Origin of the sequence: Lysobacter silvisoli (genome assembly GCF_003382365.1) — a bacterium.
Taxonomy (GTDB): Bacteria; Pseudomonadota; Gammaproteobacteria; order Xanthomonadales; family Xanthomonadaceae; genus Lysobacter; species Lysobacter silvisoli.
This window is the reverse complement of record NZ_QTSU01000001.1, coordinates 23,447-50,401: the sequence shown is the minus strand read 5'-3', so window position 1 is coordinate 50,401 and position 26,955 is coordinate 23,447. Positions and strand designations below refer to the sequence as shown.

Below are 26,955 nucleotides of genomic sequence, written 5' to 3'. Positions count from 1 at the left end.
CCCGCGGGATTCTGATCAGGCCTTTTTGATCACGGTCTCGGCGATGTTGTTCGGCGCCTCGGCGTAGTGATCGAATTCCATCGTGAAGGTGGCGCGGCCCTGGGTCAGCGAACGGATGGTGGTCGCGTAACCGAACATCTCGCCCAGCGGCACCATCGCGTTGATGGTCTTGCCCGACGGCGTGTCGTCCTGGCCCTGCAGCAGGCCGCGACGACGGCTCAGGTCGCCCATCACGTCGCCGACGTACTCTTCCGGGGTCACCACTTCGACCTTCATCATCGGCTCCAGCAGGACCGGATCGGCCTTGCGGAAGCCTTCCTTGAAGGCCATCGAAGCGGCGAGCTTGAACGCCATTTCCGACGAGTCGACGTCGTGGTACGAGCCGAACACCAGCTTGACCTTGACGTTGACCACCGGGAAGCCGGCCAGCGGACCGCTGGTGATGGTTTCGCGCAGGCCCTTCTCGACCGCCGGGATGAATTCCTTCGGAATCACGCCGCCGGTGATGTCGTTGACGAACAGGAAATCGTTCTCGACATCCTCGTTGGCGCGGTCGGCTTCGTTCATCGGCGACAGCTCGATCACGACATGACCGTACTGACCCTTACCGCCGGACTGCTTGGCGTGCTTGTAGTCCGACTTGACGTCCGACTTGCGGATCGTCTCGCGGTACGCCACCTGCGGCTTGCCGACGTTGGCCTCGACGTTGAACTCGCGGCGCATGCGGTCGACGATGATGTCCAGGTGCAGCTCGCCCATGCCGGCGATGATGGTCTGGCCGGATTCCTCGTCGGTACGAACGCGGAACGAGGGATCTTCCTGCGCCAGACGGCCCAGGGCGATGCCCATCTTTTCCTGGTCCGACTTGGTCTTGGGCTCCACCGCCATCGAGATGACGGGCTCCGGGAAGGTCATGCGCTCCAGGGTGATGACGTGATCGGCGGCGCACAGGGTGTCGCCGGTGGTCACGTCCTTCAGGCCCACGGCCGCGGCGATGTCGCCGGCGCGCACTTCCTTGATCTCGTCGCGCTGATTGGCGTGCATCTGCAGGATGCGGCCGATGCGCTCCTTCTTCGACTTGACCGGGTTGAACACCTGGTCGCCGGAGTTGAGCACGCCCGAGTACACGCGGAAGAAGGTCAGCGCGCCCACGAACGGGTCGGTCATGATCTTGAACGCCAGAGCCGAGAACGGCTCGGTGTCGGACGCCTTGCGGCTGTCTTCCTTGTCGTCCTCGTCGATGCCCTGGACCGGCGGACGGTCGGCCGGCGACGGCAGCAGGTTGATCACGCCGTCGAGCATGGCCTGCACGCCCTTGTTCTTGAACGCCGAGCCGCAGAACACCGGCACGATCTCCACGCGCAGGGTGCGCTCGCGCAGACCGGCGATGATTTCTTCCTCGGTCAGCTCGCCTTCGTTCAAGTACTTGTCCATGAGCGCTTCGGTGGCCTCGGCCGCCGCTTCGATCATGAAGCCGCGCGCTTCCTCGGCCTTGGACTGCAGGTCGGCCGGGATGTCGCGGTACTCGAACTTGGTGCCCTGCGAGGCGACGTCCCAATGGATCGCCTTCATCTTCAGCAGGTCGACCACGCCCTCGAAGCCGTCTTCGGCGCCGATCGGCACCTGCATCGGCACGGCGTACGCGCCCAGGCGCGACTTCAGCTGCTCGACGACCTTATCGAAGTTGGCGCCGGTGCGGTCCATCTTGTTGACGAACGCCATGCGCGGCACGGAGTACTTGTTGGCCTGACGCCACACGGTCTCCGACTGCGGCTGCACGCCGCCCACGGCGCACAGCACGAACACCGCGCCGTCGAGCACGCGCAGCGAACGCTCGACTTCGATGGTGAAGTCGACGTGCCCGGGGGTGTCGATGATGTTGAAGCGGTGCTCCGGCAGGGACTTGTCCATGCCCTTCCAGAACGCGGTGGTCGCGGCGGAAGTGATGGTGATGCCGCGCTCCTGCTCCTGCTCCATCCAGTCCATCGTCGCGGCACCTTCGTGCACTTCGCCGATCTTGTGGCTGACGCCGGTGTAGAACAGGATGCGTTCCGACGTGGTGGTCTTGCCGGCATCGATGTGAGCCATGATGCCGAAGTTGCGGTAACGCTCGATGGGAGTGGTGCGAGCCACGGGACCCTCTCGTAAGTTTTCGAATTCCAGATGGCCGGACGCCGCCTCGTGGGCGGCCTCCGGTTCGCTAGGCGGTTATGCAACCGCCAAGGCAGCGCGCGGCGCGCTGCCGGTGCCCGGGCGCGAAGGCCCGGGGCGCTGCGATCACCAGCGGTAGTGGGCGAACGCCTTGTTCGCTTCCGCCATGCGGTGGGTCTCTTCGCGCTTCTTGATCGCGCCGCCGCGGTTTTCCGAGGCGTCGAGCAGTTCGGCGGCCAGCTTGCGCGGCATGGTGTTCTCGCCGCGCTTGCGCGCCGACTCGATCAGCCAGCGCATCGCCAGGGCCATACGGCGCGAGGAACGCACTTCGACCGGCACCTGGTAGGTGGCGCCGCCGACGCGGCGCGACTTCACTTCGACCGAAGGCGAGACGTTGCCGAGGGCCTTTTCGACCAGCTCGAGCGCGTTCGGGTTCTTCTCCCCGATCACGTCCATGGCGCCGTAGACGATCTTTTCGGCGACGGACTTCTTGCCGCTCTGCATGACCATATTGATGAAGCGCGCGATCGTTTCGCTGCCGTGCTTGGGATCGGGCAGGACCGAACGCTGCGGAGTGGAGCCTTTACGCGACATGTTTATTCGCCTGAATCAGATGCTTTTGATGGAAAGTGCGGCCACGCATGGCCGCCCTAGCTGTTCCGGGCACGAGCCCGTACGGATCAGCTCTTCGGACGCTTGGCGCCGTACTTGGAACGGCTCTGGCGGCGCTTGGCCACGCCGGCGGCGTCGAGCGAGCCGCGCACGGTGTGGTAGCGCACGCCCGGCAGGTCCTTGACGCGGCCGCCGCGGATCAGCACCACGCTGTGCTCCTGCAGGTTGTGGCCTTCGCCGCCGATGTACGAGATGACCTCGTAACCGTTGGTCAGACGCACCTTGGCCACCTTGCGCAGCGCCGAGTTCGGCTTCTTCGGGGTGGTGGTGTAAACGCGGGTGCAAACGCCGCGACGCTGCGGGCAGTTCGCCAGCGCCGGCGAGGCGCTCTTGTAGGTGGTCGCCTGCCGCGGCTTGCGGACGAGCTGGTTGATCGTTGCCATCAGGAACTCTTTGGTGAGGGGCCGGTGTAGCCACTACGTGGAGAAACGAGCGGCAAGCCGAATGCACCCGGCCCACCGAGACGAAAAAGTATAGCCCGCGTCCGACGTTACCGTCAACGCGAGCTATCGGAACGCCAAGCGTCCACGGGGTTGCCGTGCCGGTCTGGTCGTTCTACTTCTGGCGATCCCGCCCTACCCTGGGCCGAACACGAGGCGCTCCCTGCGCCTCATTTCGTGATCTGGGAGGCCCCGAAGGGCCATCCGAATTGCTAACTATACGTTACTTGGCGGGAGGCCGCCAGTGCGGCCACCCACCGGACCCGCCCTCCCCCGCGCGCGGGGGAGGAACGGGCCGCCGGACTCAGGCCTGGTCGGCCTGGTCGGCGGCTTCGCCGGCCGTTTCGACCGCCTCGGCCACGACTTCGGCCGAGACCGGGCCCGCCAGGGCCTCCATCTCCGAGTCGGTCAGGCCGGAGGCGTTCTTGCGGCGCTGGGTGTGGTACGCCAGACCGGTACCGGCCGGGATCAGGCGGCCGACGATCACGTTCTCCTTCAGACCGCGCAGGCCGTCGCGGGTACCGCGCACGGCGGCCTCGGTCAGCACGCGGGTGGTCTCCTGGAACGAGGCGGCCGAGATGAACGACTCGGTCGCCAGCGAGGCCTTGGTGATGCCCAGCAGCACCGGCTCGTACTTGGCCGCGATCTCGTTGCGGTTCAGCAGGCGGGCGTTCTCCTCGATGAAGCGCTGACGCTCGATCTGCTCGCCGTGCAGGAACTTGCTGTCGCCCTGGTCGGTGATTTCGACCTTGCGCAGCATCTGGCGGATGATCACTTCGATGTGCTTATCGTTGATCTTCACGCCCTGCAGGCGGTAGACGTCCTGGATTTCCTTGACCAGGTACGCGGCCAGCGGCTCGACGCCGAGCAGGCGCAGGATGTCCTGCGGGTTCGGCTCGCCGTCCACCACGGTCTCGCCCTTCTCCACGTGCTCGCCTTCGAACACGATGATCTGGCGGTACTTGGGGATCAGCTCTTCGTGCTCGTTGCCGTCGGTTTCCTTGATGATCAGGCGCTGCTTGCCCTTGGTGTCCTTGCCGAAGCTCACGATGCCGGAGACCTCGGCCAGCACGGCCGGATCCTTGGGCTTGCGCGCTTCGAACAGGTCGGCCACGCGCGGCAGACCGCCGGTGATGTCGCGGGTCTTGGAGGCTTCCTGCGGGATCTTGGCGACCACGTCGCCCACGCCCACCGCGGCCCCGTCCTGCAGGTTCACGATCGAACGCGGCGGCAGCAGGTACTGCGCCGGCAGGTCGGTACCCGGGATGCTCAGGTCCTTGCCGTTCTTGTCGACGATGCGCACGACCGGACGCAGGTCCTTGCCCTGCGAGCCGCGACGCTTCGGGTCGGTGATTTCGCGCGAGGCCAGACCGGTCTGTTCGTCGGTCTTCTCGATCACGGTCACGCCGTCGACGAAATCGACGAAGCGGATGAAGCCGGCCACTTCCGACACGATCGGGTGGTTATGCGGATCCCAGTTGGCGACCTGCTGGCCGGCCTTGATCTCGGCGCCGTCCTTGACGGCGATGTTCGCGCCGTAAGGCAGCTTGTAGCGCTCGCGCTCGCGGCCGTGCGGGTCGAGCACGGACAGCTCGCCCGAGCGCGACACCGCGACCAGATGGCCGTTGGCGTGTTCGACGTGCTTGAGGTTGTTGAACTTGATCGAACCGGTGGTCTTGACCGTGACGTTGTCGATCGCCGCCGCACGCGAAGCCGCACCACCGATGTGGAACGTACGCATGGTCAGCTGGGTGCCGGGCTCGCCGATCGACTGAGCGGCGACGACGCCGACCGCTTCGCCGTGGTTGACCAGGTGGCCGCGGCCCAGGTCGCGGCCGTAGCAGTTCGCGCACACGCCGAAGGCGCTTTGGCAGGTGATGGTCGAACGGACCTTGATCGACTGGACGCTGGCGTCCTCGAGCTTCTGCACCCAGGCTTCGTCGAGCAGGGTGTTGCGGGTGACGATGGGATCCTCGTCGTTGCCCGGCAGGAACACGTCCTCGGCCACGACGCGGCCCAGCACGCGGTCGCGCAGCGGCTCGACCACGTCGCCGCCTTCGACGATCGGGGTCATCATCAGACCCTCGACGGTGCCGCAGTCGGTTTCGGTGATCACCACGTCCTGCGCCACGTCGACCAGGCGACGGGTCAGGTAACCCGAGTTCGCGGTCTTCAGCGCGGTGTCGGCCAGACCCTTACGGGCACCGTGCGTGGAGTTGAAGTACTCCTGCACGTTCAGGCCTTCGCGGAAGTTCGCCTTGATGGGCGTCTCGATGATCGAGCCGTCCGGGCGGGCCATCAGGCCGCGCATACCGGCCAGCTGACGGATCTGCGCCTGCGAACCGCGGGCGCCCGAGTCGGCCATGATGTACAGCGAGTTCATCGACTTCTGGTCGACGGCCTCGCCCTTGGCGTTGGTGATGTGATCGGTACCGATCGCGTCCATCATCGCCTTGGCCACGCGCTCGTTGGTGCGCGACCAGATGTCGACGACCTTGTTGTAGCGCTCGCCGGCGGTGACCAGACCCGACTGGTACTGCTGCTGGATCTCGAGCACCTCGGCCTCGGCCTCGGCGACGATGCCCTCCTTCTCCTTCGGGATGATCATGTCGTCGATGCCGATGGAGACGCCGGCGCGGGTCGCGTAAGCGAAGCCGGTGTACATCAGCTTGTCGGCGAACACGACCGTGTCCTTCAGGCCGAGCATGCGGTAGCAGGAGTTGATCAGTCGGCTGATGTTCTTCTTGGTCAGCTCGACGTTGGCCAGCGCGTACGGCAGGCCTTCCGGCAGGATCTCGCGCAGCAGGGCGCGGCCGACGGTGGTGTCGACCACGCTGGTCTTCGGGCTACGCGAGCCGTCCTCGGCGATCACGGTCTCGCTGATGCGGACCTTGCACTTGGCGTGCAGTTCGACGGTGCGGTTGTCGTAGGCGCGCTTGACCTCGGCGACGTTGGCGAAGGCCATGCCCTCGCCCTTCTTGTTCTCCAGGGCGCGGGTCATGTAGTACAGGCCCAGCACCACGTCCTGCGACGGCACGATGATCGGCTCGCCGTTGGCGGGGGACAGGATGTTGTTCGACGCCATCATCAGGGCGCGCGCTTCCAGCTGGGCCTCGAGGCTCAGCGGCACGTGCACGGCCATCTGGTCGCCGTCGAAGTCGGCGTTGAACGCGGTGCAGACCAGCGGGTGCAGCTGGATCGCCTTGCCTTCGATCAGCACCGGCTCGAACGCCTGGATGCCCAGGCGGTGCAGGGTCGGGGCGCGGTTCAGCAGCACCGGGTGCTCGCGGATCACCTCTTCCAGGATGTCCCAGACTTCGGCTTCTTCGCGCTCGACGAGCTTCTTGGCGGCCTTGATGGTGGTGGCCAGGCCGCGACGCTGCAGCTTGGCGAAGATGAAGGGCTTGAACAGCTCAAGCGCCATCTTCTTCGGCAGGCCGCACTCGTGCAGGCGCAGGGTCGGGCCGACCACGATGACCGAACGGCCCGAGTAGTCCACGCGCTTGCCGAGCAGGTTCTGGCGGAAGCGGCCCTGCTTGCCCTTGATCATGTCGGCCAGCGACTTGAGCGGGCGCTTGTTGGTGCCGGTGATGGCGCGGCCGCGGCGGCCGTTGTCCATCAGCGCGTCCACCGATTCCTGCAGCATGCGCTTCTCGTTGCGCACGATGATGTCGGGCGCGTTGAGCTCGAGCAGGCGGCGCAGGCGGTTGTTGCGGTTGATGACGCGGCGGTACAGGTCGTTCAGGTCGGAGGTCGCGAAGCGGCCGCCGTCCAGCGGGACCAGCGGACGCAGGTCCGGCGGCAGCACCGGCAGCACGGTCATGACCATCCACTCCGGACGGTTGCCGGATTCGAGGAAGGCCTCGACCAGCTTGATCCGCTTGGTCAGGCGCTTGAGCTTGGTCTCGCTGTTGGTCGAGGCGATCTCTTCCTTCAGCTGGATCATCTCGGCCTGCAGGTCGATGGTGCGCAGCAGGTCGTAGACCGCCTCGGCGCCCATCGCGGCCTCGAAGTCGTCGCCGTGTTCCTGGCGCGCCTGCAGGTACTGCTCTTCGGTCAGCAGGTTGCCGCGCTCGAGCGGGGTCAGGCCCGGCTCGGTGACGACGTAGGCTTCGAAGTACAGGATGCGCTCGATGTCGCGCAGGGTCATGTCCAGCATCAGGCCGATGCGCGAGGGCAGCGACTTGAGGAACCAGATGTGGGCGACCGGCGAAGCCAGGTCGATGTGGCCCATGCGCTCGCGGCGGACCTTGGCCAGGGTGACCTCGGTGCCGCACTTCTCGCACACCACGCCGCGGTGCTTCATGCGCTTGTACTTGCCGCACAGGCACTCGTAGTCCTTGATCGGACCGAAGATCGCGGCGCAGAACAGGCCGTCGCGCTCGGGCTTGAAGGTGCGGTAGTTGATGGTTTCCGGCTTCTTCACTTCGCCGAACGACCACGAACGGATCAGGTCGGGCGAAGCCAGCGCGATCTTGATCGCGTCGAAGTCCAGCGCGGGACGCTGCTGGTTGAAGAGATTGAGCAAGTCTTTCATTTGAACTCTCCGGGAATCGGGGTAGAGAAAAGGGAAGCTTCAGGCCGGGGCCGCCGGGGCGCGCCGTTGGGCGCGCCCGCGTCGGACGCCGGATGTCCTCAGTTCTCTTCCAGCTCCATGTTGATCGCGAGCGAACGGATTTCCTTCACCAGCACGTTGAAGGACTCCGGCATGCCGGCGACCATCTCGTACTCGCCGTCGACGATGTTCTTGTACATCTGGTTGCGGCCCTGCACGTCGTCGGACTTCACCGTCAGCATTTCCTGCAGGGTGTAGGCCGCGCCGTAGGCTTCCAGCGCCCAGACTTCCATTTCGCCGAAACGCTGACCGCCGAACTGCGCCTTGCCGCCCAGCGGCTGCTGGGTGACGAGCGAGTACGGACCGGTCGAACGCGCGTGCATCTTGTCGTCGACGAGGTGGTTCAGCTTCAGCATGTGCATGTAGCCGACCGTGACCGGGCGATCGAACGATTCGCCGGTGCGACCGTCGTGCAGGATGGTCTGGCCGCTGCTGGGCAGCTCGGCGAGTTCGAGCATCTTCTTGATCTCGACCTCGGCCGCGCCGTCGAACACCGGGGTGGCCATCGGCACGCCGTCGGTCAGGTTGCGGGCGAGCGTCAGCAGCTCCTCGTCGGAGAACTGCTTCAGATCGACGCGCTGGCCGTGCAGCTTGCTGTCGTGGTTGTAGATGTCGTCGAGGAACTTGCGCAGGTCGGCGAGCTTCTGCTGCGCCTCCAGCATGCGCTGGATCTTCTGGCCCAGGCCCTTGGCGGCCCAGCCCAGATGCACCTCGAGGATCTGGCCGATGTTCATACGCGACGGCACGCCCAGCGGGTTCAGCACGATGTCGACGGTCTGGCCATCGGCCATGTACGGCATGTCCTCGACCGGGACGATGGTCGAGACCACGCCCTTGTTGCCGTGACGGCCGGCCATCTTGTCGCCCGGCTGGATGCGGCGCTTAACGGCCAGGAACACCTTGACCATCTTCAGCACGCCCGGAGCGAGGTCGTCGCCCTGGGTGATCTTGGCGCGCTTGTCGGCGAAGCGGCGCTCGAACTCCTTCTCGTGCGCGTCGATCTGCTTCTGCGCGCGCTCGATGGCGTCGATGGCCTCGTCGTCCTTCATCCGCAGCGTGAACCACTCGGACTTCTTCAAGCCGTTGAGGAACGCATCGGTGACGGTGTCGCCCTTCTTCAGGCCGGCGCCGCCGTTGGCGACCTTGCCGACCAGCTGCGAACGCAGGCGGGCGTAGATCGCGCTTTCCAGGATCCGGAACTGGTCGTCGAAGTCCTTCTTGACGCGCTTGATCTCGGATTCCTCGATCTGGCGGGCGCGCTTGTCCTTCTCGATGCCGTCGCGGGTGAAGACCTGCACGTCGATGACGGTGCCGTCCATGCCCGGGGGCACGCGCAGCGAGCTGTCCTTAACGTCCGACGCCTTCTCGCCGAAGATCGCGCGCAGCAGCTTCTCTTCCGGAGTCAGCTGCGACTCGCCCTTCGGCGTGACCTTGCCGACCAGGATGTCGCCGGCGCGCACTTCGGCGCCGATGTAGACCACGCCGGACTCGTCCAGACGGTTCAGCGCCTGCTCGGAGACGTTCGGGATGTCGGCCGAGATCTCCTCCGGACCCAGCTTGGTGTCGCGCGCGACGCAGGTCAGCTCTTCGATATGGATCGTGGTGTAGCGATCCTCCTCGACCACGCGCTCGGAGAGCAGGATCGAGTCTTCGAAGTTGTAGCCGTTCCACGGCATGAACGCGACCAGCATGTTCTGGCCCAGGGCCAGTTCGCCGATGTCGGTCGAGGGGCCGTCGGCCAGCACGTCGCCGCGGGCGATGACGTCGCCGACCTTCACCAGCGGGGTCTGGTTGATGCAGGTGTTCTGGTTCGAACGGGTGTACTTGATCAGGTTGTAGATGTCGACGCCCGCGTCGGTCACGCCGGAGATTTCCTCCTCGTTGACCTTGACCACGATGCGGCCGGCGTCGATCTGCTCGACCACGCCGCCGCGCAGGGCGTTCACGGTCACGCCCGAGTCGCGCGCCACGGCGCGCTCGATGCCGGTGCCGACCAGCGGCTTCTGCGAACGCAGGGTCGGAACGGCCTGGCGCTGCATGTTCGCGCCCATCAGCGCGCGGTTGGCGTCGTCGTGCTCCAGGAACGGCACCAGCGCCGCGGCGACCGACACGGTCTGCATCGGCGAGACGTCCATGAAGTGGATTTCGCTCGGCGGCTTCAGCAGCGACTCGCCCTGGTAACGGCAGGCGACGAACTGGTCGGTCATCAGACCCTTGTCGTCCTGGGTGGCGTTGGCCTGGGCGATGACGTACTCGTTCTCTTCGATCGCCGAGAGGAACTCCACGTCGTCGGTGACCTTGCCGTCCACGACCTTGCGGTACGGCGTCTCGAGGAAGCCGTACTTGTTGGTGCGGGCGAACACCGCCAGCGAGTTGATCAGGCCGATGTTCGGGCCTTCCGGCGTCTCGATGGTGCAGACGCGGCCGTAATGGGTCGGGTGCACGTCGCGCACTTCGAAGCCGGCGCGCTCGCGGGTCAGACCGCCCGGGCCGAGGGCCGACACGCGACGCTTGTGCGTGACTTCCGACAGCGGGTTGTTCTGGTCCATGAACTGCGACAGCTGCGAGGAGCCGAAGAACTCCTTGATCGCGGCGGCCACGGGCTTGGCGTTGATCAGCTCCTGCGGGGTCAGGCCTTCGGACTCGGCCATCGACAGGCGCTCCTTGACCGCGCGCTCGACGCGGACCAGGCCGACGCGGAACACGTTCTCGGCCATTTCGCCGACCGAACGCACGCGGCGGTTGCCCAGGTGGTCGATGTCGTCCACGGTGCCGCGGCCATTGCGGATCTCGGTCAGCACGCGGATCACGTCCAGGATGTCGGACGTGGCGCCCAGCTCGCCGCGCAGGCGCACGGACTCGTCGTCCTTGCGGTCGGCGAAATACTTGGCGTCGTACAGCACCGAGGCGCCGGTGGTTTCCTTGCGGCCGATGCGGCGGTTGAACTTCATCCGGCCCACGGCCGAGAGGTCGTAGCGCTCGAAGGTGAAGAACAGGTTGTGGAACAGGTTCTGCGCGGCGTCCTTGGTCGGCGGCTCGCCCGGACGCATCATGCGGTAGATCTCGACCAGCGCTTCCAGCTGGGTCTTCGACGGGTCGATGCGCAGGGTGTTGGACAGGTACGGACCGCGGTCGAGGTCGTTCACCCAGATGGTGCCGACCGATTCGATGCCGGCCTTGCGGAACGCGGCCAGCTGGTCGTCGCTGATCTCGTCGTTGGCCGTGGCCAGCAGCTCGCCGGTCTTGGCGTCGACGACGTCGTTGGACAGGATGCGGCCCACCAGGTACTCGTCCGGCACGGCCAGCGCGGCGATGCCCGACTGCTCCAGCTGCTTGACGTGGCGCGCGGTGATGCGGCGGCCGGCCTCGACGATGACCTTGTCGCCGTCGGCGAGGTCGAAGTTGAGGGTTTCGCCGCGCAGGCGCTCGGGGATGAGCTCGAGCTGGACGCCTTCCTTGGGATCGATATGGAAGGTGTTGATCTCGAAGAACTCGGCCAGCATCTCCTCGTTGTTGTAGCCCAGCGCGCGCAGCAGCACGGTGACCGGCAGCTTGCGGCGGCGGTCGATACGGGTGAACAGCGCGTCCTTGGGGTCGAACTCGAAGTCCAGCCAGGAGCCGCGGTAGGGGATGATGCGGGCGCTGTACAGCAGCTTGCCCGAGCTGTGGGTCTTGCCGCGGTCGTGGTCGAAGAACACGCCCGGCGAACGGTGCAGCTGCGAGACGATGACGCGCTCGGTGCCGTTGACGATGAAGGTGCCGTTGTCGGTCATGAGCGGAATCTCGCCCATGTAGACCTCCTGCTCCTTCACGTACTTGATGGCCTTGGTCGACGACTCGCGGTCGTAGATGACCAGGCGCACGGTTACGCGCAGCGGGGCGCCGTAGGACAGGCCGCGGTTGCGGCACTCGCGCTCGTCGAACGCCGGATCGCCCAGCTTGTAGCCGACGTATTCGAGCGCGGCGTTGCCGCTGTAGCTGGAGATCGGGAACACCGACTTCAGGGCGGCGTGCAGGCCGCGATCGGCGCGCTTGGAGGGCTCGACGTTTTCCTGCAGGAATTCGCGATAGGAGTCGACCTGGATCGCGAGCAGGAACGGCACTTCGAGGATCGACTTGCGCTTGCCGAAGTCCTTGCGGATGCGCTTCTTTTCGGTGAACGAGTACGTCATGGTGAGCTACCGCCTCGGTTTTTTTTACGGACCTTCGGTACGCCGTTGCGGCGCCCGGTGCGTGTCGCGCGTCCGCGACCGCCGGTCCTGGGGGGAACGAAGAACTGACAGTGGGAAGTCGCTGGTATTGCCGGCACCAGCACGCCTTCTCCCGCTACTTCCGACTGTCAACTCGGCTTTTGCAGCTATTTCGGTACGGCCCGGCCGCCTGTCGCAGCGCCCAATGAACTCTTGGAAAAGCGGCGCTCCAACAACGGCCAAAGGCCGGGGACTTTCGTCCCCAGCCTCAGGTGGTCGCCAGGATCAATCCGGCGACGCGGTGCAACTTACTTCACTTCGACGGTCGCGCCAGCGGCCTCGAGTTCCTTCTTCATCTTCGCGGCGTCGTCCTTCGACACGGCTTCCTTCAGGACGCCACCGGCCTCGGTGAGGTCCTTGGCTTCCTTCAGGCCCAGGCCGGTGATGGCGCGGACGGCCTTGATGACGTCGACCTTCTTGGCGCCGGCGTCCTTCAGGATGACGTTGAACTCGGTCTGCTCTTCGACCGGGGCGGCAGCGGCGGCCGGACCGGCAGCGGCGACGACCGGGGCGGCGGCGGACACGCCGAACTTCTCTTCGATGGCCTTGACGAGATCCATCACTTCCATCAGCGACTTGGCGGCGATGGCGTCGACGATCTGTTCGTTGGACAGGGACATGGTGTTTACCTCTGGAATGTTGATCTTGCGAATCGGTTGGTAAGTCGCTTAACGGCTTAGGCTTCGGTGGCTTCGGCGGACGCCTCGGCCGATTCGGCCGGAGCGGCTTCTTCGCCGCCGCCCTGCTTGTCGGCCACGGCCTTGACGGCGCGGGCGAACATCGAGGCGGGTTCGGCGAGGACGCGGGCCAGCATGGCCAGGGCCTGTTCGCGGGTCGGCAGCGAGGCCAGCACGTCGACGTGCGACGCCGGCAGCAGCTTGCCTTCCACGGACACCAGCTTGGGCTTGAGCTTGTCGTTAGCCTTGGCGGCTTCCTTGATCAGGCGACCGGCAGCGCCGGGTTCCTCGAGCGAGAACGCGTACAGCAGCGGACCGGTCAGGGCGTCCTTGACGACCTCGAACTCGGTACCGGCCACGGCGCGCGACGCCAGCGTGTTCTTGACAACCTTCAAGTACACGCCGGTCTCGCGGGCCTTCTTGCGCATCGCGGTCATCTGACCGACGGTGGTGCCCGCGTACTCGACTGCGACCAAGGAGTGGGCCTTGGCGGCGACTTCTGCCAGCTCGGCGACTACTTCTTGCTTCTGAGACAGATTAAGAGCCATTGCACTCCTCCAAAACCGGATTCGGAGGCGGGCGACCAGCGAAAGCGGAGCTTGCGCGTGTCGGGCCGCGATCTCGAATCTCGGCTTCTAGAACTCCGCTTACGGCTCCTGCCGTTCACGGTCCTGGGCGGCATCGTCCTGACGCCGGGGACGCTCGCGCGTCCCGTGGTGGCCCTTCTGGAATTCCAGAGGGGGCTGCACCATCTACGCAGGCTGCTTCCGGGGAAGCCCGATTAAGCGATCCCGCTAGTGGCGACGGCGATTCCCTGCCAATACGAGCGTCCCTGCCCGTCGTCGTCACGCGCTGACCGCACCTGCGGTCTTTGACGGCTCGCTTCCGGTACGACCGGTTGCGGCGCCCTCAAAAGTGTCGGCTCGCGGCGGTGGGCTGCCGTGGGCCTGGTAGAGCATGGGTGCCGCGGTGAGGCGGAACCCGGATGTTTCGGTTGCGTCGGAGTTTGGCTGCTCCGATCTGCGCACGCCGCACGAAGCGGGAGTGCGCAGGGGTGCTGGATCCCCGCTTTCGCAGGGATGACGATCTGACACAGCCGCGCGCTGTGCGCGCGGGTCAAATCGTCACTTCAGCGTCAGCGAGGTCTGGTCGACGGTGACGCCGGCGCCCATGGTCGAGCTGATCGAGATCTTCTGCAGGTACTGACCCTTGGCGGTCGACGGCTTGGCCTTGATCAGGTCCAGCAGCAGCGCCTGCAGGTTGTCCTTCAGCGAGCCGTCCTCGAAGGACACCTTGCCGATGGTGCAGTGGATGATGCCGGCCTTATCGGTGCGGTAACGCACCTGGCCGCCCTTGGCGTTCTTGACCGCCTCGGCCGGGTTCGGCGACACGGTGCCGACCTTCGGGTTCGGCATCAAGCCGCGCGGGCCCAGCACCTGACCGAGCTTACCGACCACGCGCATGGCGTCCGGGGTGGCGATGACGACGTCGTAGTTCAGGTCGCCGGCCTGCATCTTCTCGGCCAGGTCGTCCATACCCACGGCCTCGGCGCCAGCGGCCAGGGCTTCGTCGGCCTTGGCGCCCGCGGGGGCGAACACCGCCACGCGCACGCTCTTGCCGGTGCCGGCCGGCAGCACGGTCGAACCGCGCACCTGCTGGTCGGACTTCTTCGCGTCCACGCCCAGGCGCACCGCGACGTCGACGGACTCGACGAACTTGGCCTTGGTCGAGGTCTTCACGATCTTGATGGCTTCCTCGAAGGCGTAGGCCTTGCCCGGAACCACGGCGGCCTTGATGGCCTTCTCACGCTTGCTGATCGCCATTGCTTAGCCCTCCACCACCAAACCCATGCTGCGGGCCGAGCCCGCGATCGTCTTCACCGCGGCGTCCAGGTCGGCCGCCGTCAGGTCGGCTTCCTTCGCCTTGGCGATGTCCTCGAGCTGCTTGCGGGTGACCTTGCCGACCTTCTCGGTGTTCGGGCGCTTGGAGCCCGAGCTGATGCCGGCGGCCTTCTTCAGCAGCACCGAAGCGGGGGTGCTCTTGGTGACGAAGGTGAAGGTACGGTCGGAGTACGCGGTGATGATCACCGGGGTCGGCAGACCCGGCTCCAGCTTGGAGGTCGCGGCGTTGAACGCCTTGCAGAACTCCATGATGTTCAGGCCGCGCTGACCGAGGGCGGGGCCCACCGGCGGCGACGGGTTGGCCTGACCGGCCTTCACCTGCAGCTTGATGTAACCAACTACTTTCTTAGCCATCTTCCTCTCTCCGGGTGCTAACGCCTGGGTTGCAGGCTCCCCATCGGGCCGGGAAATGCGTGTCCCGGGCTTTCACGTTGTAATTCGCCGAGACGCCGACAGCCGCCTTGCGGCGGCTGCGGCTCCCTGGTTCGGTGCGCGCCCTAGACTGCGCAGCCGGCAAGTATATCAGGTTTTTGCGGACCCTGGCGGGAGGGGCCGGGGGCCCGGATCAGGCCTTCTCGACCTGCCCGAACTCCAGCTCGACCGGGGTCGAGCGGCCGAAGATCAGCACCGCCACGCGCAGGCGGCTCTTCTCGTAGTTGATTTCCTCGACCACGCCGTTGAAGTCCACGAACGGGCCGTCGATGACCCGGACCATTTCGCCCGGCTCGAACAGGACCTTGGGCTTGGGCTTCTCCACGCCTTCCTGAACGCGCTGCAGGATCATGTCCGCTTCGCGATCCTGAATGGGCAGGGGACGGTCGGCGGTGCCGCCGATGAAGCCCAGGACCTTCGGGGTTTCCTTGATCAGGTGCCAGCTTTCGCTGTCGATGCGCGGGATACCGGCTTCATCGTGGGTGGCGATCTGCACCAGCACGTAGCCCGGGAAGAACTTGCGCTCGGAACGACGCTTCTGGCCGGAACGCATTTCCACCACTTCTTCGGTCGGGACCAGCACGTCGCCGAAGCGGTCCTGCATTTCGAAACGCACGATACGATCGCGCAGCGCCTGCGCCACCGACTTCTCGAAGCCGGAGTAGGCGTGGACCACGTACCAGCGCTTGTTGACTTCCGTCATTGCCTCAACGCCTCAGGATGAACTCGATCAGGGCGCCGATGCCCAGATCGAAGGCGGCCAGGATCAGGCTGATGATCGTCACGGCGATCATCACTACCCAGGTGGTGCGCATGGCTTCCTGGCGGGTCGGCCAGACCACCTTGCGCAGCTCGAAGCGCGATTCGGACAGGAATTCGCGGGTCTGGTGACCCTTGGCGCTGGTCATGAACAGCGCGGCGGCCGCAACCAGGCCGGCGACGACGGCCAGCGCGCGCAGCGGCGTGGCCCAGTCGCTGAACCAGTAGAAGGCGAACACGCCGGCACCGACCAGGAGCACCGCGACGACGTACTTGGCCAAGTCCCCGGCGGAAGCGGAATCGTGTTGTTCGACCTTGCTGTTCATCCAGTCCTATCGCGTCCATCGCGCGGCGCTTGCGCAGCCGCCTGCTTGGTGAAAGTCCGGCACTGACCGGGCTTGCGGAGGGACCCGCATTGCCTAGGTGGCACGCCAGGAGGGACTCGAACCCCCAACCTGCGGTTTTGGAGACCGCTGCTCTGCCAATTGAGCTACTGGCGTATCGTCTTGAAATCTTCCGGCCGCTTCGCCGCCCTGGCGGGCGGACCGTCGGCCGAACATTGTGTTCGAAAGTACGGCGCTTTGAAACAACGAAGGCGGACCGAGTTCCCGGCCCGCCGTTCGCTTGGGCCCAGGCCGCCACGCGGGTGGCCTGGATCCCCGCTTTCGCGGGGATGACGAACTGACAGAGCCGGGCGCGCAGGGCGCGCCCGGTCAGTTCGTCACTTGATGATCTTCGCCACCACGCCGGCGCCGACGGTGCGGCCGCCTTCGCGGATCGCGAAACGCAGGCCTTCGTCCATCGCCACCGGGTTGATCAGGCTCACCACCATCTTGATGTTGTCGCCCGGCATGACCATTTCCACGCCTTCCGGCAGCGTCACCGCACCGGTGATGTCCGTGGTGCGGAAGTAGAACTGCGGACGGTAGCCCTTGAAGAACGGGGTGTGACGGCCGCCCTCGTCCTTCGACAGCACGTACACCTCGGCCTCGAACTCGGTGTGCGGGGTGATCGAACCCGGCTTGCACAGCACCTGGCCGCGCTCCACGTCGTCGCGCTTGGTGCCGCGCAGCAGCAGACCGGCGTTGTCGCCCGCCTGACCCTGGTCCAGCAGCTTGCGGAACATTTCCACGCCGGTGACCGTCGTCTTCTGGGTCGGACGGATACCGACGATTTCGATTTCGTCGCCCACCTTGATGATGCCGCGCTCGATACGGCCGGTCACCACGGTGCCGCGGCCCGAGATCGAGAACACGTCTTCCACCGGCATCAGGAACGGCTTATCCACGTCGCGCTGCGGCTCCGGGATGAACGTGTCCAGCGCTTCCACCAGCTGGATGATCGCCGGCACGCCGATCTCCGACTGGTCGCCTTCCAGCGCCAGACGGGCCGAGCCCTTGATGATCGGGGTGTCGTCGCCCGGGAAGTCGTACTTCGACAGCAGCTCGCGCACTTCCATCTCCACCAGCTCGAGCAGCTCGGCGTCGTCCACCATGTCGGCCTTGTTCAGGAACACGACGATGTACGGCACGCCGACCTGACGCGACAGCAGGATGTGCTCGCGGGTCTGCGGCATCGGACCGTCAGCGGCCGAGCACACCAGGATCGCGCCGTCCATCTGCGCCGCACCCGTGATCATGTTCTTCACGTAGTCGGCGTGGCCCGGGCAGTCCACGTGCGCGTAGTGACGGTTCGGGCTTTCGTATTCCACGTGCGCCGTCGAGATCGTGATGCCGCGCGCCTTCTCTTCCGGCGCCGCGTCGATCGCGTCGTATGCCTTGAACTCGCCACCGAAACGCTCGGCGCCGACCTTGGTCAGAGCGGCCGTCAGCGTGGTCTTGCCGTGGTCGACGTGACCGATGGTGCCCACGTTCACGTGCGGCTTGGTGCGCTCGAATTTACCCTTGGCCATGGCTGTCGCTACTCGCTGTTTGCTTACGGTGGCTTGATTGAGACGTACTGCTTGGTCGTACTGAAGATGGTGCTCACGAAAGGAATCGAACCTTCGACCTCCTCCTTACCAAGGAGGTGCTCTACCGACTGAGCTACGTGAGCGTGAAACCTTGTTGCCTTGCAATGGGGTCCGGGCGGAGCGGAATCAATGGAGCGGGAGACGGGAATCGAACCCGCGCAATCAGCTTGGAAGGCTGAAGTTCTACCATTGAACTACTCCCGCGCCGTAAAACCACTGCCAGCGTTGGAACCTTTGGTGGAGGGAGGTGGATTCGAACCACCGAAGGCGTGAGCCAGCAGATTTACAGTCTGCCCCCGTTGGCCGCTTGGGTATCCCTCCAAAGAGCCCGCAATTCTGGCGCTCGAAAGGCAGGAAGTCAACGCGTCCGAACGCAAGTTTCGCAAATTTTTTTATCTTCGTGCAGTGGGGGCTGCAGTGCGGGCATTCCCGCCCCGGTTCCCGCCCCATGCCGGCCCCGGCCCCGCCGGGCTCAGACGTTGAAGCGGAAGTGCAGCACGTCGCCTTCCTGGACGCGGTATTCCTTGCCTTCCAGGCGCAGGCGGCCGGCGTCGCGGGCGCCGGCTTCGCCCTTGTACTTGATGTAGTCGTCGTAACCGATGGTCTCGGCGCGGATGAAGCCCTTTTCGAAATCGGTGTGGATCACCGCCGCGGCCTGCGGCGCGGTGGCGCCGGCGCGGACGGTCCAGGCACGCACTTCCTTGACGCCGGCGGTGAAGTAGGTCTGCAGGCCCAGCAAGGTGTAGGCGGCGCGGATGACCCGGTTCAGACCCGGCTCGGCCAGGCCCAGATCGGTGAGGAAGGCGTCGCGGTCGGCATCGTCGAGCTGGCTCAGCTCCTCTTCGATCGCGGCCGAGACCGGCACCACCTGGGCGCCCTCGCCCACCGCGCGGGCGCGCACGGCGTCCAGGTGCGGATTGTTCTCGAAACCGTCCTCGAGCACGTTGGCCACGTACATGACCGGCTTGAGGGTGAGCAGGAACAGGTCGCGGATCGCGGCCACTTCGTCCTCGCTCAGGCCCAGGCCGCGCACCGGCTTGCCGTCGTCCAGGGCCGCGCGCACGCGGGCCAGCACCTCGACCCGGGCCTTGGCGTCCTTGTCGCCGGTCTTGGCGCTGCGCTCGGCGCGCTGCAGGGCCTTGTCCACCGATTCCAGGTCGGCCAGGGCCAGTTCGGTGTCGATGGTCTCGATGTCGGCGATGGGGTCGACGCGGTTGGCCACGTGGATCACGTCCGGGTGGTCGAAGCAGCGCACCACGTGGGTGATCGCGTCGACCTCGCGGATGTGGGCCAGGAACTTGTTGCCCAGGCCTTCGCCGCTGGCGGCGCCGGCGACCAGGCCGGCGATGTCGACGAACTCGACCGCGGTCGGGATCAGCTTCTGCGGCTTGACGATCTCGGCCAGCGCATTCAGGCGCGGATCCGGCACCGGCACCACGCCCACGTTGGGCTCGATGGTGCAGAACGGGAAGTTGGCCGCGGCGATGCCCGCCTTGGTCAGGGCGTTGAAGAGGGTCGACTTGCCGACGTTAGGCAGGCCGACGATGCCGCATTTGATGCCCATGGCTGTAAATCCGGGATTCGTGATTCGGGATTAGGGATTCGTAGCGGCCTGAGCGGCGTGAATCCCTAATCCCCAATCCCTAAACCCTGCTCGTATGCAGGCGCTTCATCGCCTCGTTGACGTCGCCCGACACCGCCAGGGGCAGCACGTCGATGGCGTCGTCGATGGAACGCAGGATCGAGGCCTCGTCGTCCTTGCCCGGACGGCCGAGCACCCAGGGGGTGACCTTGTCCTTGTGGCCGGGGTGGCCGATGCCCACGCGCAGGCGGTGGAACTTGCCGTGGCCGAGCAGCTTGATGGTGTCGCGCAGGCCGTTCTGGCCGCCGTGGCCTCCGTCGAACTTGAGCCGCGCCGTGCCCGGGGGCAGGTCCAGCTCATCGTGCGCGAGCAGCGCCTCTTCGGGCTCGATCTTCCAGTAGCGCAGGGCCGCGGTGACCGACTTGCCGGAGAGGTTCATGAAGGTGGCCGGCTTGAGCAGCCAGACCGGACGCCCGGCGATCTCGACCTTGGCGGTCTCGCCGAACAATTTGGATTCCAGGCCGAAGCGGCCGCCCAGGCGTTCGCACAGGGCGTCCACAAACCAGAACCCGGCGTTGTGCCGGGTTCGGGTGTACTCGGGCCCCGGGTTGCCGAGGCCGACGATCAGGCGCAGGCCAGCCATCGGGCGGAGCGACAATCAGCGTACGAAGCCCGGCGCGCCCGCTGGGGGCGCGCCGGACGCCGATCACTTCTTGTCGTCGTCCTTCTTGGAGACCTTGGCGGCCGGCACGTCGGCGGCCGGCGCGTCGACCGGGGTCTCGGCCTCTTCCTTGCCGTGCTTGGCGATCACGACGGCGACGTCGTGTTCCTTGCCCAGCTTCAGCTCGGGGATCTCGACGCCCTTGGGCAGCTTCAGTTCCGACAGGTGGACGATGTCGCCGACCTTCAGGCCCGACAGGTCGATCTCGATGAACTCCGGCAGGTCCTTCGGCAGGCAGCTGACTTCGACTTCGTTGAGTTCGTGGGTGACCACGACGTCGGCCGACTTGCCGGCCGGCGACTTGTCCTCGTTGAGGAAGTGCAGCGGCACGGCCACGCGCAGGGCCTGGTTCTGGTCCACGCGCTGGAAGTCCAGGTGCATGATGATCTGCTTGAACGGGTGGCGCTGCATATCGCGCAGCAGCACGCTCTCGGACTTGCCGTCCACGTCCAGGGTCAGGATCGACGAGTAGAACCACTCGTTCTGGCTGGCCAGCCAGACCTTCTCATGGTCGAGCTGGACCGGCTGCGGAGCGGACTTGCCGCCGTAGATGATGGCCGGGATGCTGGCGGCACGACGCAGGCGGCGGCTCGCACCCTTCCCCTCGACGTTGCGGCCAGTGGCCTTGATGATGTGTTCGGACATGTTCGTTTACTCACGTTTACAGCGTTGGACCGCCTCGCGGCGGAAAGAACGCTCACCCGCGACCAGGTGAGCGGTGTTGCGCTCTCGGCTTGCGCCGCGAGCGCGGATTCGGGTCAATCCACGTACAGCGAACTCACCGACTCGCCGAAGGCGATGCGGCGGATGGTTTCGGCCAGCAGCTCGGCCACGCTGAGCTGACGGATCCGGCCGCAGGCCCGCGCCGCGTCGGTGAGCGGAATGGTGTCGGTCACCACCAGCTCGTCCAGCTGCGAACGGGTCACGTTGTCGATCGCCGCGCCCGACAGCACCGGGTGGGTGCAGTACGCGACCACCTTGGTCGCGCCCTGCGCCTTCAGCGCCGCCGCCGCCGCGCACAGGGTGCCGGCGGTGTCGACGATGTCGTCGACCAGCACGCAGGTCTTGCCGGACACGTCGCCGATGATGTTCATCACCGTCGAGACGTTGGCGCGCGGGCGGCGCTTGTCGATGATCGCCAGGTCGGCGTCGTCGAGGCGCTTGGCGATCGCGCGGGCGCGGACCACGCCGCCCACGTCCGGAGACACCACCACCATGTTGTCGGTGCCGTGCGCGCGCCAGATATCGGCCAGCAGCAGCGGCGAGGCGTAGACGTTGTCGACCGGGATGTCGAAGAAGCCCTGGATCTGATCCGCATGCAGATCGACCGTGAGCACCCGGTCGGCGCCGACCGCGCCGAACATCTTGGCCGCGACCTTGGCCGTGATCGGCACGCGCGAGGAGCGCATGCGGCGATCCTGGCGGGCGTAGCCGAAGTACGGCACCACCGCGGTCACGCTGGCCACCGATGCGCGCTTGAGCGCGTCGATCAGCACCAGCAGTTCCATGAAATTCTCGGCCGTGGGCGCGTTCGTGGGCTGAATCACGAACACTTCCTGACGACGCACGTTTTCTTCGATCTCGACCTGCACCTCGCCGTCGGAGAAGCGCCCCACCAGGGCCTTGCCGAGACGGATGCCGAGTTCCTTGCACACCGCCTGGGCGAGCGGGCGGTTGGCGTTGCCGCTGAAGACCAGCAGGCTGCGATCGTTGTGCACGTTTGTTCTCCGCTTCGCTCTGACCGTGGCGGGTTAAGGCCGTTATTTCGTTTTTGGCAGGGGCGGTAGGATTCGAACCTACGGATGCCAGGATCAAAACCTGGTGCCTTGGGCCTCTTGGCGACGCCCCTGCGGAAGCTTGCGCAACGGGTCGGGCTCAGCCCTTCCCGCTCCACGTTTCGAGCGCCGCCAGCAACGGCGACCGCGCCGCGCCCTGCGCCGTCCAGGCGCGCAGGCCCGGGGGCAGTTGCGTCAGCGCCGCCTGCGCCGATTCGCGCGTGGCGAACTCGACGAAACAGCCGCTGCCCGACCCGGTCAGGCGTGGCGAACCGACCCGCGCCAGGGCGGCGAACGCGGCCTCCACGGCCGGTTCGCGCAGGCGCAGTACCGGCTCGAACGCATTCCCGAGCGGCGTACCCGAAACGAAGTCCGACATTGTCGCGGGCGGCGCATCCCGCGTCAATTCAGGGGCTTGGAACAAGCCGGCGGTCGGCGCGTGCACGCCGGGGTCGACCAGCAGGTACCAGGCCGGCTGCAGCGCGATCGGCCGCAGGGCCTCGCCCACGCCTTCGGCCCAGGCGTTGTCGCCGCGTACGAACACCGGGACGTCGGCGCCCAGGCGCAGGCCCAGGTCGGCCAGACGGTCCGCATTGAGTCGCGTGTCCCAGAGCGCGTTCAGGGCCACCAGCACGGTAGCCGCGTCGGAGGAGCCGCCGCCGAAGCCGCCGCCGGCGGGAATACGCTTTTCGATGACGATATCCGCACCTTGACCGCAGTTGGCGTCCCGTTGCAATAGCTTGGCGGCTCGAACGGTCAGGTCCTGATCCTCGCTGACGCCTTCCACCGAACCGCCGTGGCGGACGATGCGGCCGTCCGCACGCGGGCGCAGGCGGATGGAGTCTCCCCAGTCCAGGAGACGGAACACGGTCTGCAGCAGGTGGTAGCCGTCAGCGCGGCGGCCGGTGATGCGCAGGAACAGGTTCAGCTTGGCCGGGGCGGGCCAGAGGGACCAGGTAGCGTCGGTGTCGATAGACATGAGGCGGGGTGCGGGTTCGGTCCGAGGGCGCTGCTTGGGGACTACGACATTCGTTTCAAGGTTCAGTTCGCGCCAACGCACCACCCTTGCTCGTCATTCCCGCGAAGGCGGGAATCCAGAATGGCAGGCGTTCTCGCACGTAAAGCCCTGGATTCCCGCCCTCGCGGGAATGACGAGCAAAAGCAAAGCGCGCCGGGCGTGTGGCGTGAAGCAATTAGCCGGAAGGCGCAGCGTTGGCCTGCCACTCGTCCACGATCAACTTGACCTTGGCCTCGCCGCGCACCGCATCCAGCCGCGCCGGCAGCACCGGCTCCGCGCCGCCGGCCTCCGGCCAGCGGTAGTCGATGCGCCAGCCGCCCTGCTCGATCCGGGCCGGACGACCGTCGGCGCCGTAGTCCACTCGCGCCGGCCCCTGGCCCTGCGCGCGCAGGCCGCGCACCCAGTCGTTCAGGGCCGCGACCGGGATGTCCCAGCCGGTGGTCTCGCGCAGCAGGGTGGCCGCGTCGGGGCCGCGGCGCGGGCCGCCTTCCACGCCCTCCAGGCGCGCGCCGCCGGCGTCGCCGCTCAGGCGCCAGCTCTGCCGGGTCACCGGCGCGCTGAGCGCCACTTCATAACGTTCGCCGTCCTGGCGCCAGTCGATCCGGCCCGAACCGCCGTTGCGGCCGTTGCTCAGGGCGATGCGGCCGCTCAGCGACCACTGCGGCTGCAGGCGCAGCGCGGTTTCGCGCTGGGTCTGCGCGGCTTCCGCGGCGGCGACCGCGGCCGGGGCCAGCGGCGGCGGCGCGGGGCCGCGCACGGCGGTGCCGGCGCAGGCGCTCAGCAGCGCGGCCAGGGCCGCAGCGGTCAGGGCACGCGCGCTCATGCGCCGGTCTTTTCCAGCGCGCGCTTGAGCGCACGGTTCTCGGGGTCGAGCTTGCGCGCCTGCTCGAAATACTTGCGCGCCTCGTCCTTCTGCCCGCTCACCCACAGCACCTCGGCCAGGTGCGAGGCGATTTCCGGGTCTTTCTGCAGGGTCAGGGCGCGGCGCAGTTCGACCAGCGCTTCCTGGTTGCGGCCCAGCCGGTAGAGCACCCAGCCGTAGCTGTCGATGATGGCGGCGTTGTCGGGCTCGGCGGTGCGCGCGCGCTGGATCAGTTCCAGCGCTTCCTGATAACGGGTGGTGCGGTCGGCCAGGGTGTAGCCCAGCGCGTTGAGCGCGGCCACGCTGTCGGGTTCGGCCACCAGGATGCGGCGGAAATCGGCTTCGGCGCGCGGGATGTCGTCGTTGCGCTCGTAGCTCAGCGCGCGCGCATAGAGCATCTCCGGCTCGTCCGGATACGCGGCCAGGCCGCGGGCGTAGGCATCGAGCTCGGCGGCGTTGTTCTTGTCCTGCGCATACAGCGCCGCTTCCAGCAGGTAGGCGTCGCGGCGGGTGTCCTCTTCGGCGGAGGCGTCGGACTGGAGCGCGCGCAGCGCGGCGTAGGCTTCGTCGCCTCGCTTGAGTTCGTGCAGCACGTTGGCCGCGCGCAACCGCGCGACCCAGCGCTGCGGGCCGCCGGGCACGCCGCGGTACCAGTCCAGCGCTTCCTCGTTGCGCTCCAGGAACTCGGCGATCTGGCCCAGCAGCAGGCGCCGGCCGGGCTCGGGCCGGTGGGCGTTGCGGCGCAGTTCGTCGTAGAGCGCGGTCAGGGTGGTCTTGTCTTCCGCGCGCGCCAGCAGCGAGGCGCGCAGGGCATAGGTCTGGTCGTCCTGGGTGCCACGGCCGAGGGTGGCGGCGGCGGTCTGCAGGTCGCCCAGGGCATCGTATTCCTGCGCGATCAGGCCGCGCAGTTGCGGATCGGCGTCGGCCTGGCCGGCGACCGATTCCAGCACCTTGCGCGCCTCGTCCTTGTTGCCGTCCTCGCGCAACTGGCTGGCGCGCAGCAGGCTGACCCGCGGGTTGCCGGGGAAGCGGCGCACCACCTCGGCGACGATGCGCTCGGTGAGCTTGGGCTGGTCCAGGCGCTGCGCGTACAGGCCGTAGGCGACCCAGGCCATGAGGTCGTTGGGCAGCTTGCCGCCCTCGATCAGCTTCTGCAGCAGGCGCGCGGCCTGCGGCGGGTCCTTGGAGCCGGTGGACAGCGCGGCCAGGGCGCGACGCCAGCCGCTCTCGTCGGCGGTCATCAGCTGGTCCAGATGACGCAGGGCGGCGCGCTCGTCGCCGCTGCGCAGCGCCAGCACCGCCTGCGACGCCAGCAGCGGTGCGCCGCTGCCGCCCAGTTCGCGCCACAGCGCCAGCGACTGCGCGGCCAGCGCGTCTTCCTTGGCGACGATGGCGATGTCGGTGGCGCGCGCGGCCAGTTCGCGGTCGCGCGAGGCGCGCGCGGCGTCGGCGTAGGCGGTGGCGGCTTCCTTGAGCTTGCCGGCCTGCAAGGCGAACTCGCCGGTCAGCAGCGGCTCCAGCGCGGCGCTGGTCGCGGCCGAGGCGTCCAGCGGCGCGGCCGCGGCGGAGCGCGCGGCCGGCGCGGCCAGGGCCGGCGACAGGATCAGGGCCAGGGAGGCGCTCAGCAGGAGCCTGGCAGGGGTGCCGCTGGCGCGACGGCGGGGCAAGGAACCGTGAATGGAAGCCATCGAATCCATCGAATTCGTCGAAACCCGCGGGGCCGGTAGAATGGCGGCCTTCAGCAGCCCGCAGCTTATCGCAAGCACCTGAACGGATGTTTCCCACCCCGCCCCGTCGGCCCCGGTCGGCGCATGCTCCCGGACGCCTGAGCGCGCGATGAGCCTGTTCGTCCTCGGCATCAACCACCAGACCGCGCCGGTCAGCCTGCGCGAGCGCGTGGCGTTTTCGGCCGACGCCGTGCCGGCGGCGCTGGCGCAGCTGCATGCCTTGCCGCAGGTGCGCGAGGTCGCGCTGCTGTCCACCTGCAACCGCACCGAGCTGTACGCGGTGGCCGACGACGGCGGCGACGCGCTGGCCGACTGGCTGGCCACCCATCCCGACGATGTCGGCGATCTGCACACCTATCTGTACCGTCACCGCGACGACGAGGCCGTGCGCCACCTGTTCCGCGTGGCGACCGGGCTGGATTCGCTGGTGCTGGGCGAGCCGCAGATCCTGGGCCAGGTCAAGGACGCCTGGGCCGCCGCGCGCAACGCCGGCAGCCTGGGCGGCCAACTCGATCGTCTGTTCCAACAGGCCTTCTCCACCGCCAAGCGCGCACGCACCGACACCCGCATCGGCGCCAACCCGGTGTCGGTGGCCTCGGCCGCGGTGCGCCTGGCGCAGGAATCCTTCGCCCGCCTGGACGAGTCCACCGTGCTGCTGATCGGCGCCGGCGAGACCGTGGAGCTGGCCGCGCGCCACCTGGTGCAGGCGCGCGCCAAGCGCCTGCTGATCGCCAACCGCACCCTGGCCCACGCCCAGGACCTGGCCACCCGCCACGGCGGCGTGGCCCTGCCGCTGAGCGAGATCGACCGCCACCTGGCCGAGGCCGACGTGGTGCTGTCGGCCACCGCCGCGCGCGAACCCATCCTGCACCGCGCCCAGGTCGCCGCCGCGCTGGCCCAGCGCAAGCACCGGCCCATGCTGCTGCTGGACCTGGCGGTGCCGCGCGACATCGCCGCCGACGTGGCCGACCTCAAGGACGTGTTCCTGTACACCGTGGACGACCTGGAACGCGCGATCGAAGACAACCGCCGCAGCCGCCGCGAGGCCGCGACCGAGGCCGAGGCCATCGTCGACCTGCAGGTGGCGCGCTATGCCGAAACCCTGGCCGCCAGCACCCGCACCGCGCCGCTCAAGCGCCTGCGCGCGCACGGCGAGGCCGCGCGCGCCGACGTGCTGGCCAAGGCCCGGCAGCAACTCGAATCCGGGCAGGACCCGGCGCAGGTGCTGGATTTCCTCGCCCACACCCTGACCAACCGCCTGCTGCACGCGCCGACCGTGGCCCTGCGCGAGGCCGCGCTCAGCGGCAACGCCGAACTCGCGCGCGCGGCGGAAAAACTGTTCCCGCACACGGGCGCCGAGCACGGCGACGACGGCGAGCGCGAGTCGTAGCGAGGCGGCCA

At 67.2% G+C, this 26,955-nt stretch carries 20 protein-coding genes and 5 tRNA genes; 1 reads left to right on the top strand and 24 read right to left on the bottom strand.

The features are described 5' to 3' along the window. Window positions 1-15 precede the first annotated feature (15 nt). From fusA to DX914_RS00115, 24 genes are all read right to left on the bottom strand, one after another. Window positions 16-2,133 (bottom strand): elongation factor G, encoded by a 2,118-nt coding sequence (gene fusA / locus DX914_RS00235; protein ID WP_115857098.1) that lies wholly within the window; start codon window positions 2,131-2,133, stop codon window positions 16-18. A 144-nt stretch (window positions 2,134-2,277) separates the two neighbouring features. Further along, the gene (gene rpsG, locus DX914_RS00230) at window positions 2,278-2,745 is read right to left on the bottom strand and encodes a 30S ribosomal protein S7 (protein WP_115857097.1); all 468 of its coding nucleotides are present in this window, start codon (window positions 2,743-2,745) and stop codon (window positions 2,278-2,280) included. Between the two features lie 86 nt (window positions 2,746-2,831). Next, entirely contained in the window at window positions 2,832-3,206 is a 375-nt protein-coding gene (gene rpsL / locus DX914_RS00225) for a 30S ribosomal protein S12 (RefSeq protein ID WP_036115437.1), read from the bottom strand. Between the two features lie 361 nt (window positions 3,207-3,567). After that, complete coding sequence (rpoC, locus tag DX914_RS00220; RefSeq protein ID WP_115857096.1) at window positions 3,568-7,800, bottom strand: DNA-directed RNA polymerase subunit beta'; 4,233 nt, start codon at window positions 7,798-7,800, stop codon at window positions 3,568-3,570. Between the two features lie 98 nt (window positions 7,801-7,898). Further along, window positions 7,899-12,050 carry a DNA-directed RNA polymerase subunit beta gene (rpoB, locus tag DX914_RS00215; RefSeq protein WP_115857095.1) on the bottom strand — a complete coding sequence of 1,384 codons (4,152 nt, stop codon included), beginning with the start codon at window positions 12,048-12,050 and terminating at the stop codon, window positions 7,899-7,901. 326 nt (window positions 12,051-12,376) lie between these two features. Further along, window positions 12,377-12,748, bottom strand: a complete 372-nt coding sequence (gene rplL / locus DX914_RS00210; protein WP_115857094.1) for a 50S ribosomal protein L7/L12 — start codon at window positions 12,746-12,748, stop codon at window positions 12,377-12,379. Between the two features lie 56 nt (window positions 12,749-12,804). Next, entirely contained in the window at window positions 12,805-13,353 is a 549-nt protein-coding gene (gene rplJ, locus DX914_RS00205; RefSeq protein ID WP_115857093.1) for a 50S ribosomal protein L10, read from the bottom strand. 576 nt (window positions 13,354-13,929) lie between these two features. Beyond that, entirely contained in the window at window positions 13,930-14,628 is a 699-nt protein-coding gene (rplA, locus tag DX914_RS00195; protein WP_115857091.1) for a 50S ribosomal protein L1, read from the bottom strand. A gap of 3 nt (window positions 14,629-14,631) precedes the next feature. Continuing rightward, the gene (gene rplK, locus DX914_RS00190) at window positions 14,632-15,060 is read right to left on the bottom strand and encodes a 50S ribosomal protein L11 (protein WP_115857090.1); all 429 of its coding nucleotides are present in this window, start codon (window positions 15,058-15,060) and stop codon (window positions 14,632-14,634) included. A 211-nt stretch (window positions 15,061-15,271) separates the two neighbouring features. Continuing rightward, window positions 15,272-15,841 carry a transcription termination/antitermination protein NusG gene (nusG, locus tag DX914_RS00185; RefSeq protein WP_115857089.1) on the bottom strand — a complete coding sequence of 190 codons (570 nt, stop codon included), beginning with the start codon at window positions 15,839-15,841 and terminating at the stop codon, window positions 15,272-15,274. 4 nt (window positions 15,842-15,845) lie between these two features. Then, entirely contained in the window at window positions 15,846-16,223 is a 378-nt protein-coding gene (secE, locus tag DX914_RS00180; RefSeq protein WP_115857088.1) for a preprotein translocase subunit SecE, read from the bottom strand. Window positions 16,224-16,321: 98 nt separating this feature from the next. Next, window positions 16,322-16,397, bottom strand: a tRNA-Trp gene (locus DX914_RS00175). A 221-nt stretch (window positions 16,398-16,618) separates the two neighbouring features. Next, window positions 16,619-17,809 carry an elongation factor Tu gene (gene tuf / locus DX914_RS00170; protein ID WP_115857087.1) on the bottom strand — a complete coding sequence of 397 codons (1,191 nt, stop codon included), beginning with the start codon at window positions 17,807-17,809 and terminating at the stop codon, window positions 16,619-16,621. Between the two features lie 67 nt (window positions 17,810-17,876). Continuing rightward, a tRNA-Thr gene (locus tag DX914_RS00165) sits at window positions 17,877-17,952 on the bottom strand. Window positions 17,953-17,999: 47 nt separating this feature from the next. Next, window positions 18,000-18,073, bottom strand: a tRNA-Gly gene (locus tag DX914_RS00160). 31 nt (window positions 18,074-18,104) lie between these two features. Next, window positions 18,105-18,190 (bottom strand) — tRNA-Tyr (locus tag DX914_RS00155). 151 nt (window positions 18,191-18,341) lie between these two features. After that, window positions 18,342-19,433, bottom strand: a complete 1,092-nt coding sequence (gene ychF, locus DX914_RS00150) for a redox-regulated ATPase YchF (protein ID WP_115857086.1) — start codon at window positions 19,431-19,433, stop codon at window positions 18,342-18,344. A 79-nt stretch (window positions 19,434-19,512) separates the two neighbouring features. Then, window positions 19,513-20,094, bottom strand: coding sequence for an aminoacyl-tRNA hydrolase (gene pth / locus DX914_RS00145; RefSeq protein ID WP_115857085.1), 582 nt, complete (start codon window positions 20,092-20,094; stop codon window positions 19,513-19,515). 63 nt (window positions 20,095-20,157) lie between these two features. Beyond that, window positions 20,158-20,817, bottom strand: a complete 660-nt coding sequence (locus tag DX914_RS00140) for a 50S ribosomal protein L25/general stress protein Ctc (RefSeq protein ID WP_115857084.1) — start codon at window positions 20,815-20,817, stop codon at window positions 20,158-20,160. Between the two features lie 113 nt (window positions 20,818-20,930). Further along, on the bottom strand, window positions 20,931-21,890 hold the full coding sequence (locus DX914_RS00135; RefSeq protein ID WP_115857083.1) for a ribose-phosphate diphosphokinase: 960 nt from the start codon (window positions 21,888-21,890) through the stop codon (window positions 20,931-20,933). 54 nt (window positions 21,891-21,944) lie between these two features. Next, window positions 21,945-22,021: transfer RNA gene (locus DX914_RS00130), tRNA-Gln, on the bottom strand. A gap of 26 nt (window positions 22,022-22,047) precedes the next feature. Next, on the bottom strand, window positions 22,048-22,926 hold the full coding sequence (gene ispE / locus DX914_RS00125) for a 4-(cytidine 5'-diphospho)-2-C-methyl-D-erythritol kinase (protein WP_115857082.1): 879 nt from the start codon (window positions 22,924-22,926) through the stop codon (window positions 22,048-22,050). Between the two features lie 214 nt (window positions 22,927-23,140). Further along, on the bottom strand, window positions 23,141-23,788 hold the full coding sequence (gene lolB, locus DX914_RS00120) for a lipoprotein insertase outer membrane protein LolB (protein WP_115857081.1): 648 nt from the start codon (window positions 23,786-23,788) through the stop codon (window positions 23,141-23,143). Beyond that, window positions 23,785-25,494, bottom strand: a complete 1,710-nt coding sequence (locus DX914_RS00115; RefSeq protein ID WP_425480643.1) for a tetratricopeptide repeat protein — start codon at window positions 25,492-25,494, stop codon at window positions 23,785-23,787. The genes lolB and DX914_RS00115 overlap by 4 nt, the downstream gene beginning before the upstream one ends. A 169-nt stretch (window positions 25,495-25,663) precedes the next feature. On the opposite strand from DX914_RS00115, the gene hemA reads away from it, so the two are divergent. Further along, complete coding sequence (gene hemA / locus DX914_RS00110; RefSeq protein ID WP_115857080.1) at window positions 25,664-26,944, top strand: glutamyl-tRNA reductase; 1,281 nt, start codon at window positions 25,664-25,666, stop codon at window positions 26,942-26,944. Window positions 26,945-26,955: the final 11 nt, after the last annotated feature.

Coding starts and splice junctions, on each gene's coding strand:
- hemA (WP_115857080.1), top strand. CDS start 25,664: ATGAGCCTGTTCGTCCTCGGCATCAACCACCAGACCGCGCCGGTCAGC.
- ychF (WP_115857086.1), bottom strand. CDS start 19,433: ATGGGCATCAAATGCGGCATCGTCGGCCTGCCTAACGTCGGCAAGTCG.
- tuf (WP_115857087.1), bottom strand. CDS start 17,809: ATGGCCAAGGGTAAATTCGAGCGCACCAAGCCGCACGTGAACGTGGGC.
- rpsG (WP_115857097.1), bottom strand. CDS start 2,745: ATGTCGCGTAAAGGCTCCACTCCGCAGCGTTCGGTCCTGCCCGATCCC.
- rplJ (WP_115857093.1), bottom strand. CDS start 13,353: ATGGCTCTTAATCTGTCTCAGAAGCAAGAAGTAGTCGCCGAGCTGGCA.
- rplA (WP_115857091.1), bottom strand. CDS start 14,628: ATGGCGATCAGCAAGCGTGAGAAGGCCATCAAGGCCGCCGTGGTTCCG.
- rplK (WP_115857090.1), bottom strand. CDS start 15,060: ATGGCTAAGAAAGTAGTTGGTTACATCAAGCTGCAGGTGAAGGCCGGT.
- pth (WP_115857085.1), bottom strand. CDS start 20,094: ATGGCTGGCCTGCGCCTGATCGTCGGCCTCGGCAACCCGGGGCCCGAG.
- DX914_RS00140 (WP_115857084.1), bottom strand. CDS start 20,817: ATGTCCGAACACATCATCAAGGCCACTGGCCGCAACGTCGAGGGGAAG.
- ispE (WP_115857082.1), bottom strand. CDS start 22,926: ATGTCTATCGACACCGACGCTACCTGGTCCCTCTGGCCCGCCCCGGCC.
- rplL (WP_115857094.1), bottom strand. CDS start 12,748: ATGTCCCTGTCCAACGAACAGATCGTCGACGCCATCGCCGCCAAGTCG.
- rpoB (WP_115857095.1), bottom strand. CDS start 12,050: ATGACGTACTCGTTCACCGAAAAGAAGCGCATCCGCAAGGACTTCGGC.
- rpoC (WP_115857096.1), bottom strand. CDS start 7,800: ATGAAAGACTTGCTCAATCTCTTCAACCAGCAGCGTCCCGCGCTGGAC.
- secE (WP_115857088.1), bottom strand. CDS start 16,223: ATGAACAGCAAGGTCGAACAACACGATTCCGCTTCCGCCGGGGACTTG.
- lolB (WP_115857081.1), bottom strand. CDS start 23,788: ATGAGCGCGCGTGCCCTGACCGCTGCGGCCCTGGCCGCGCTGCTGAGC.
- rpsL (WP_036115437.1), bottom strand. CDS start 3,206: ATGGCAACGATCAACCAGCTCGTCCGCAAGCCGCGGCAGGCGACCACC.
- nusG (WP_115857089.1), bottom strand. CDS start 15,841: ATGACGGAAGTCAACAAGCGCTGGTACGTGGTCCACGCCTACTCCGGC.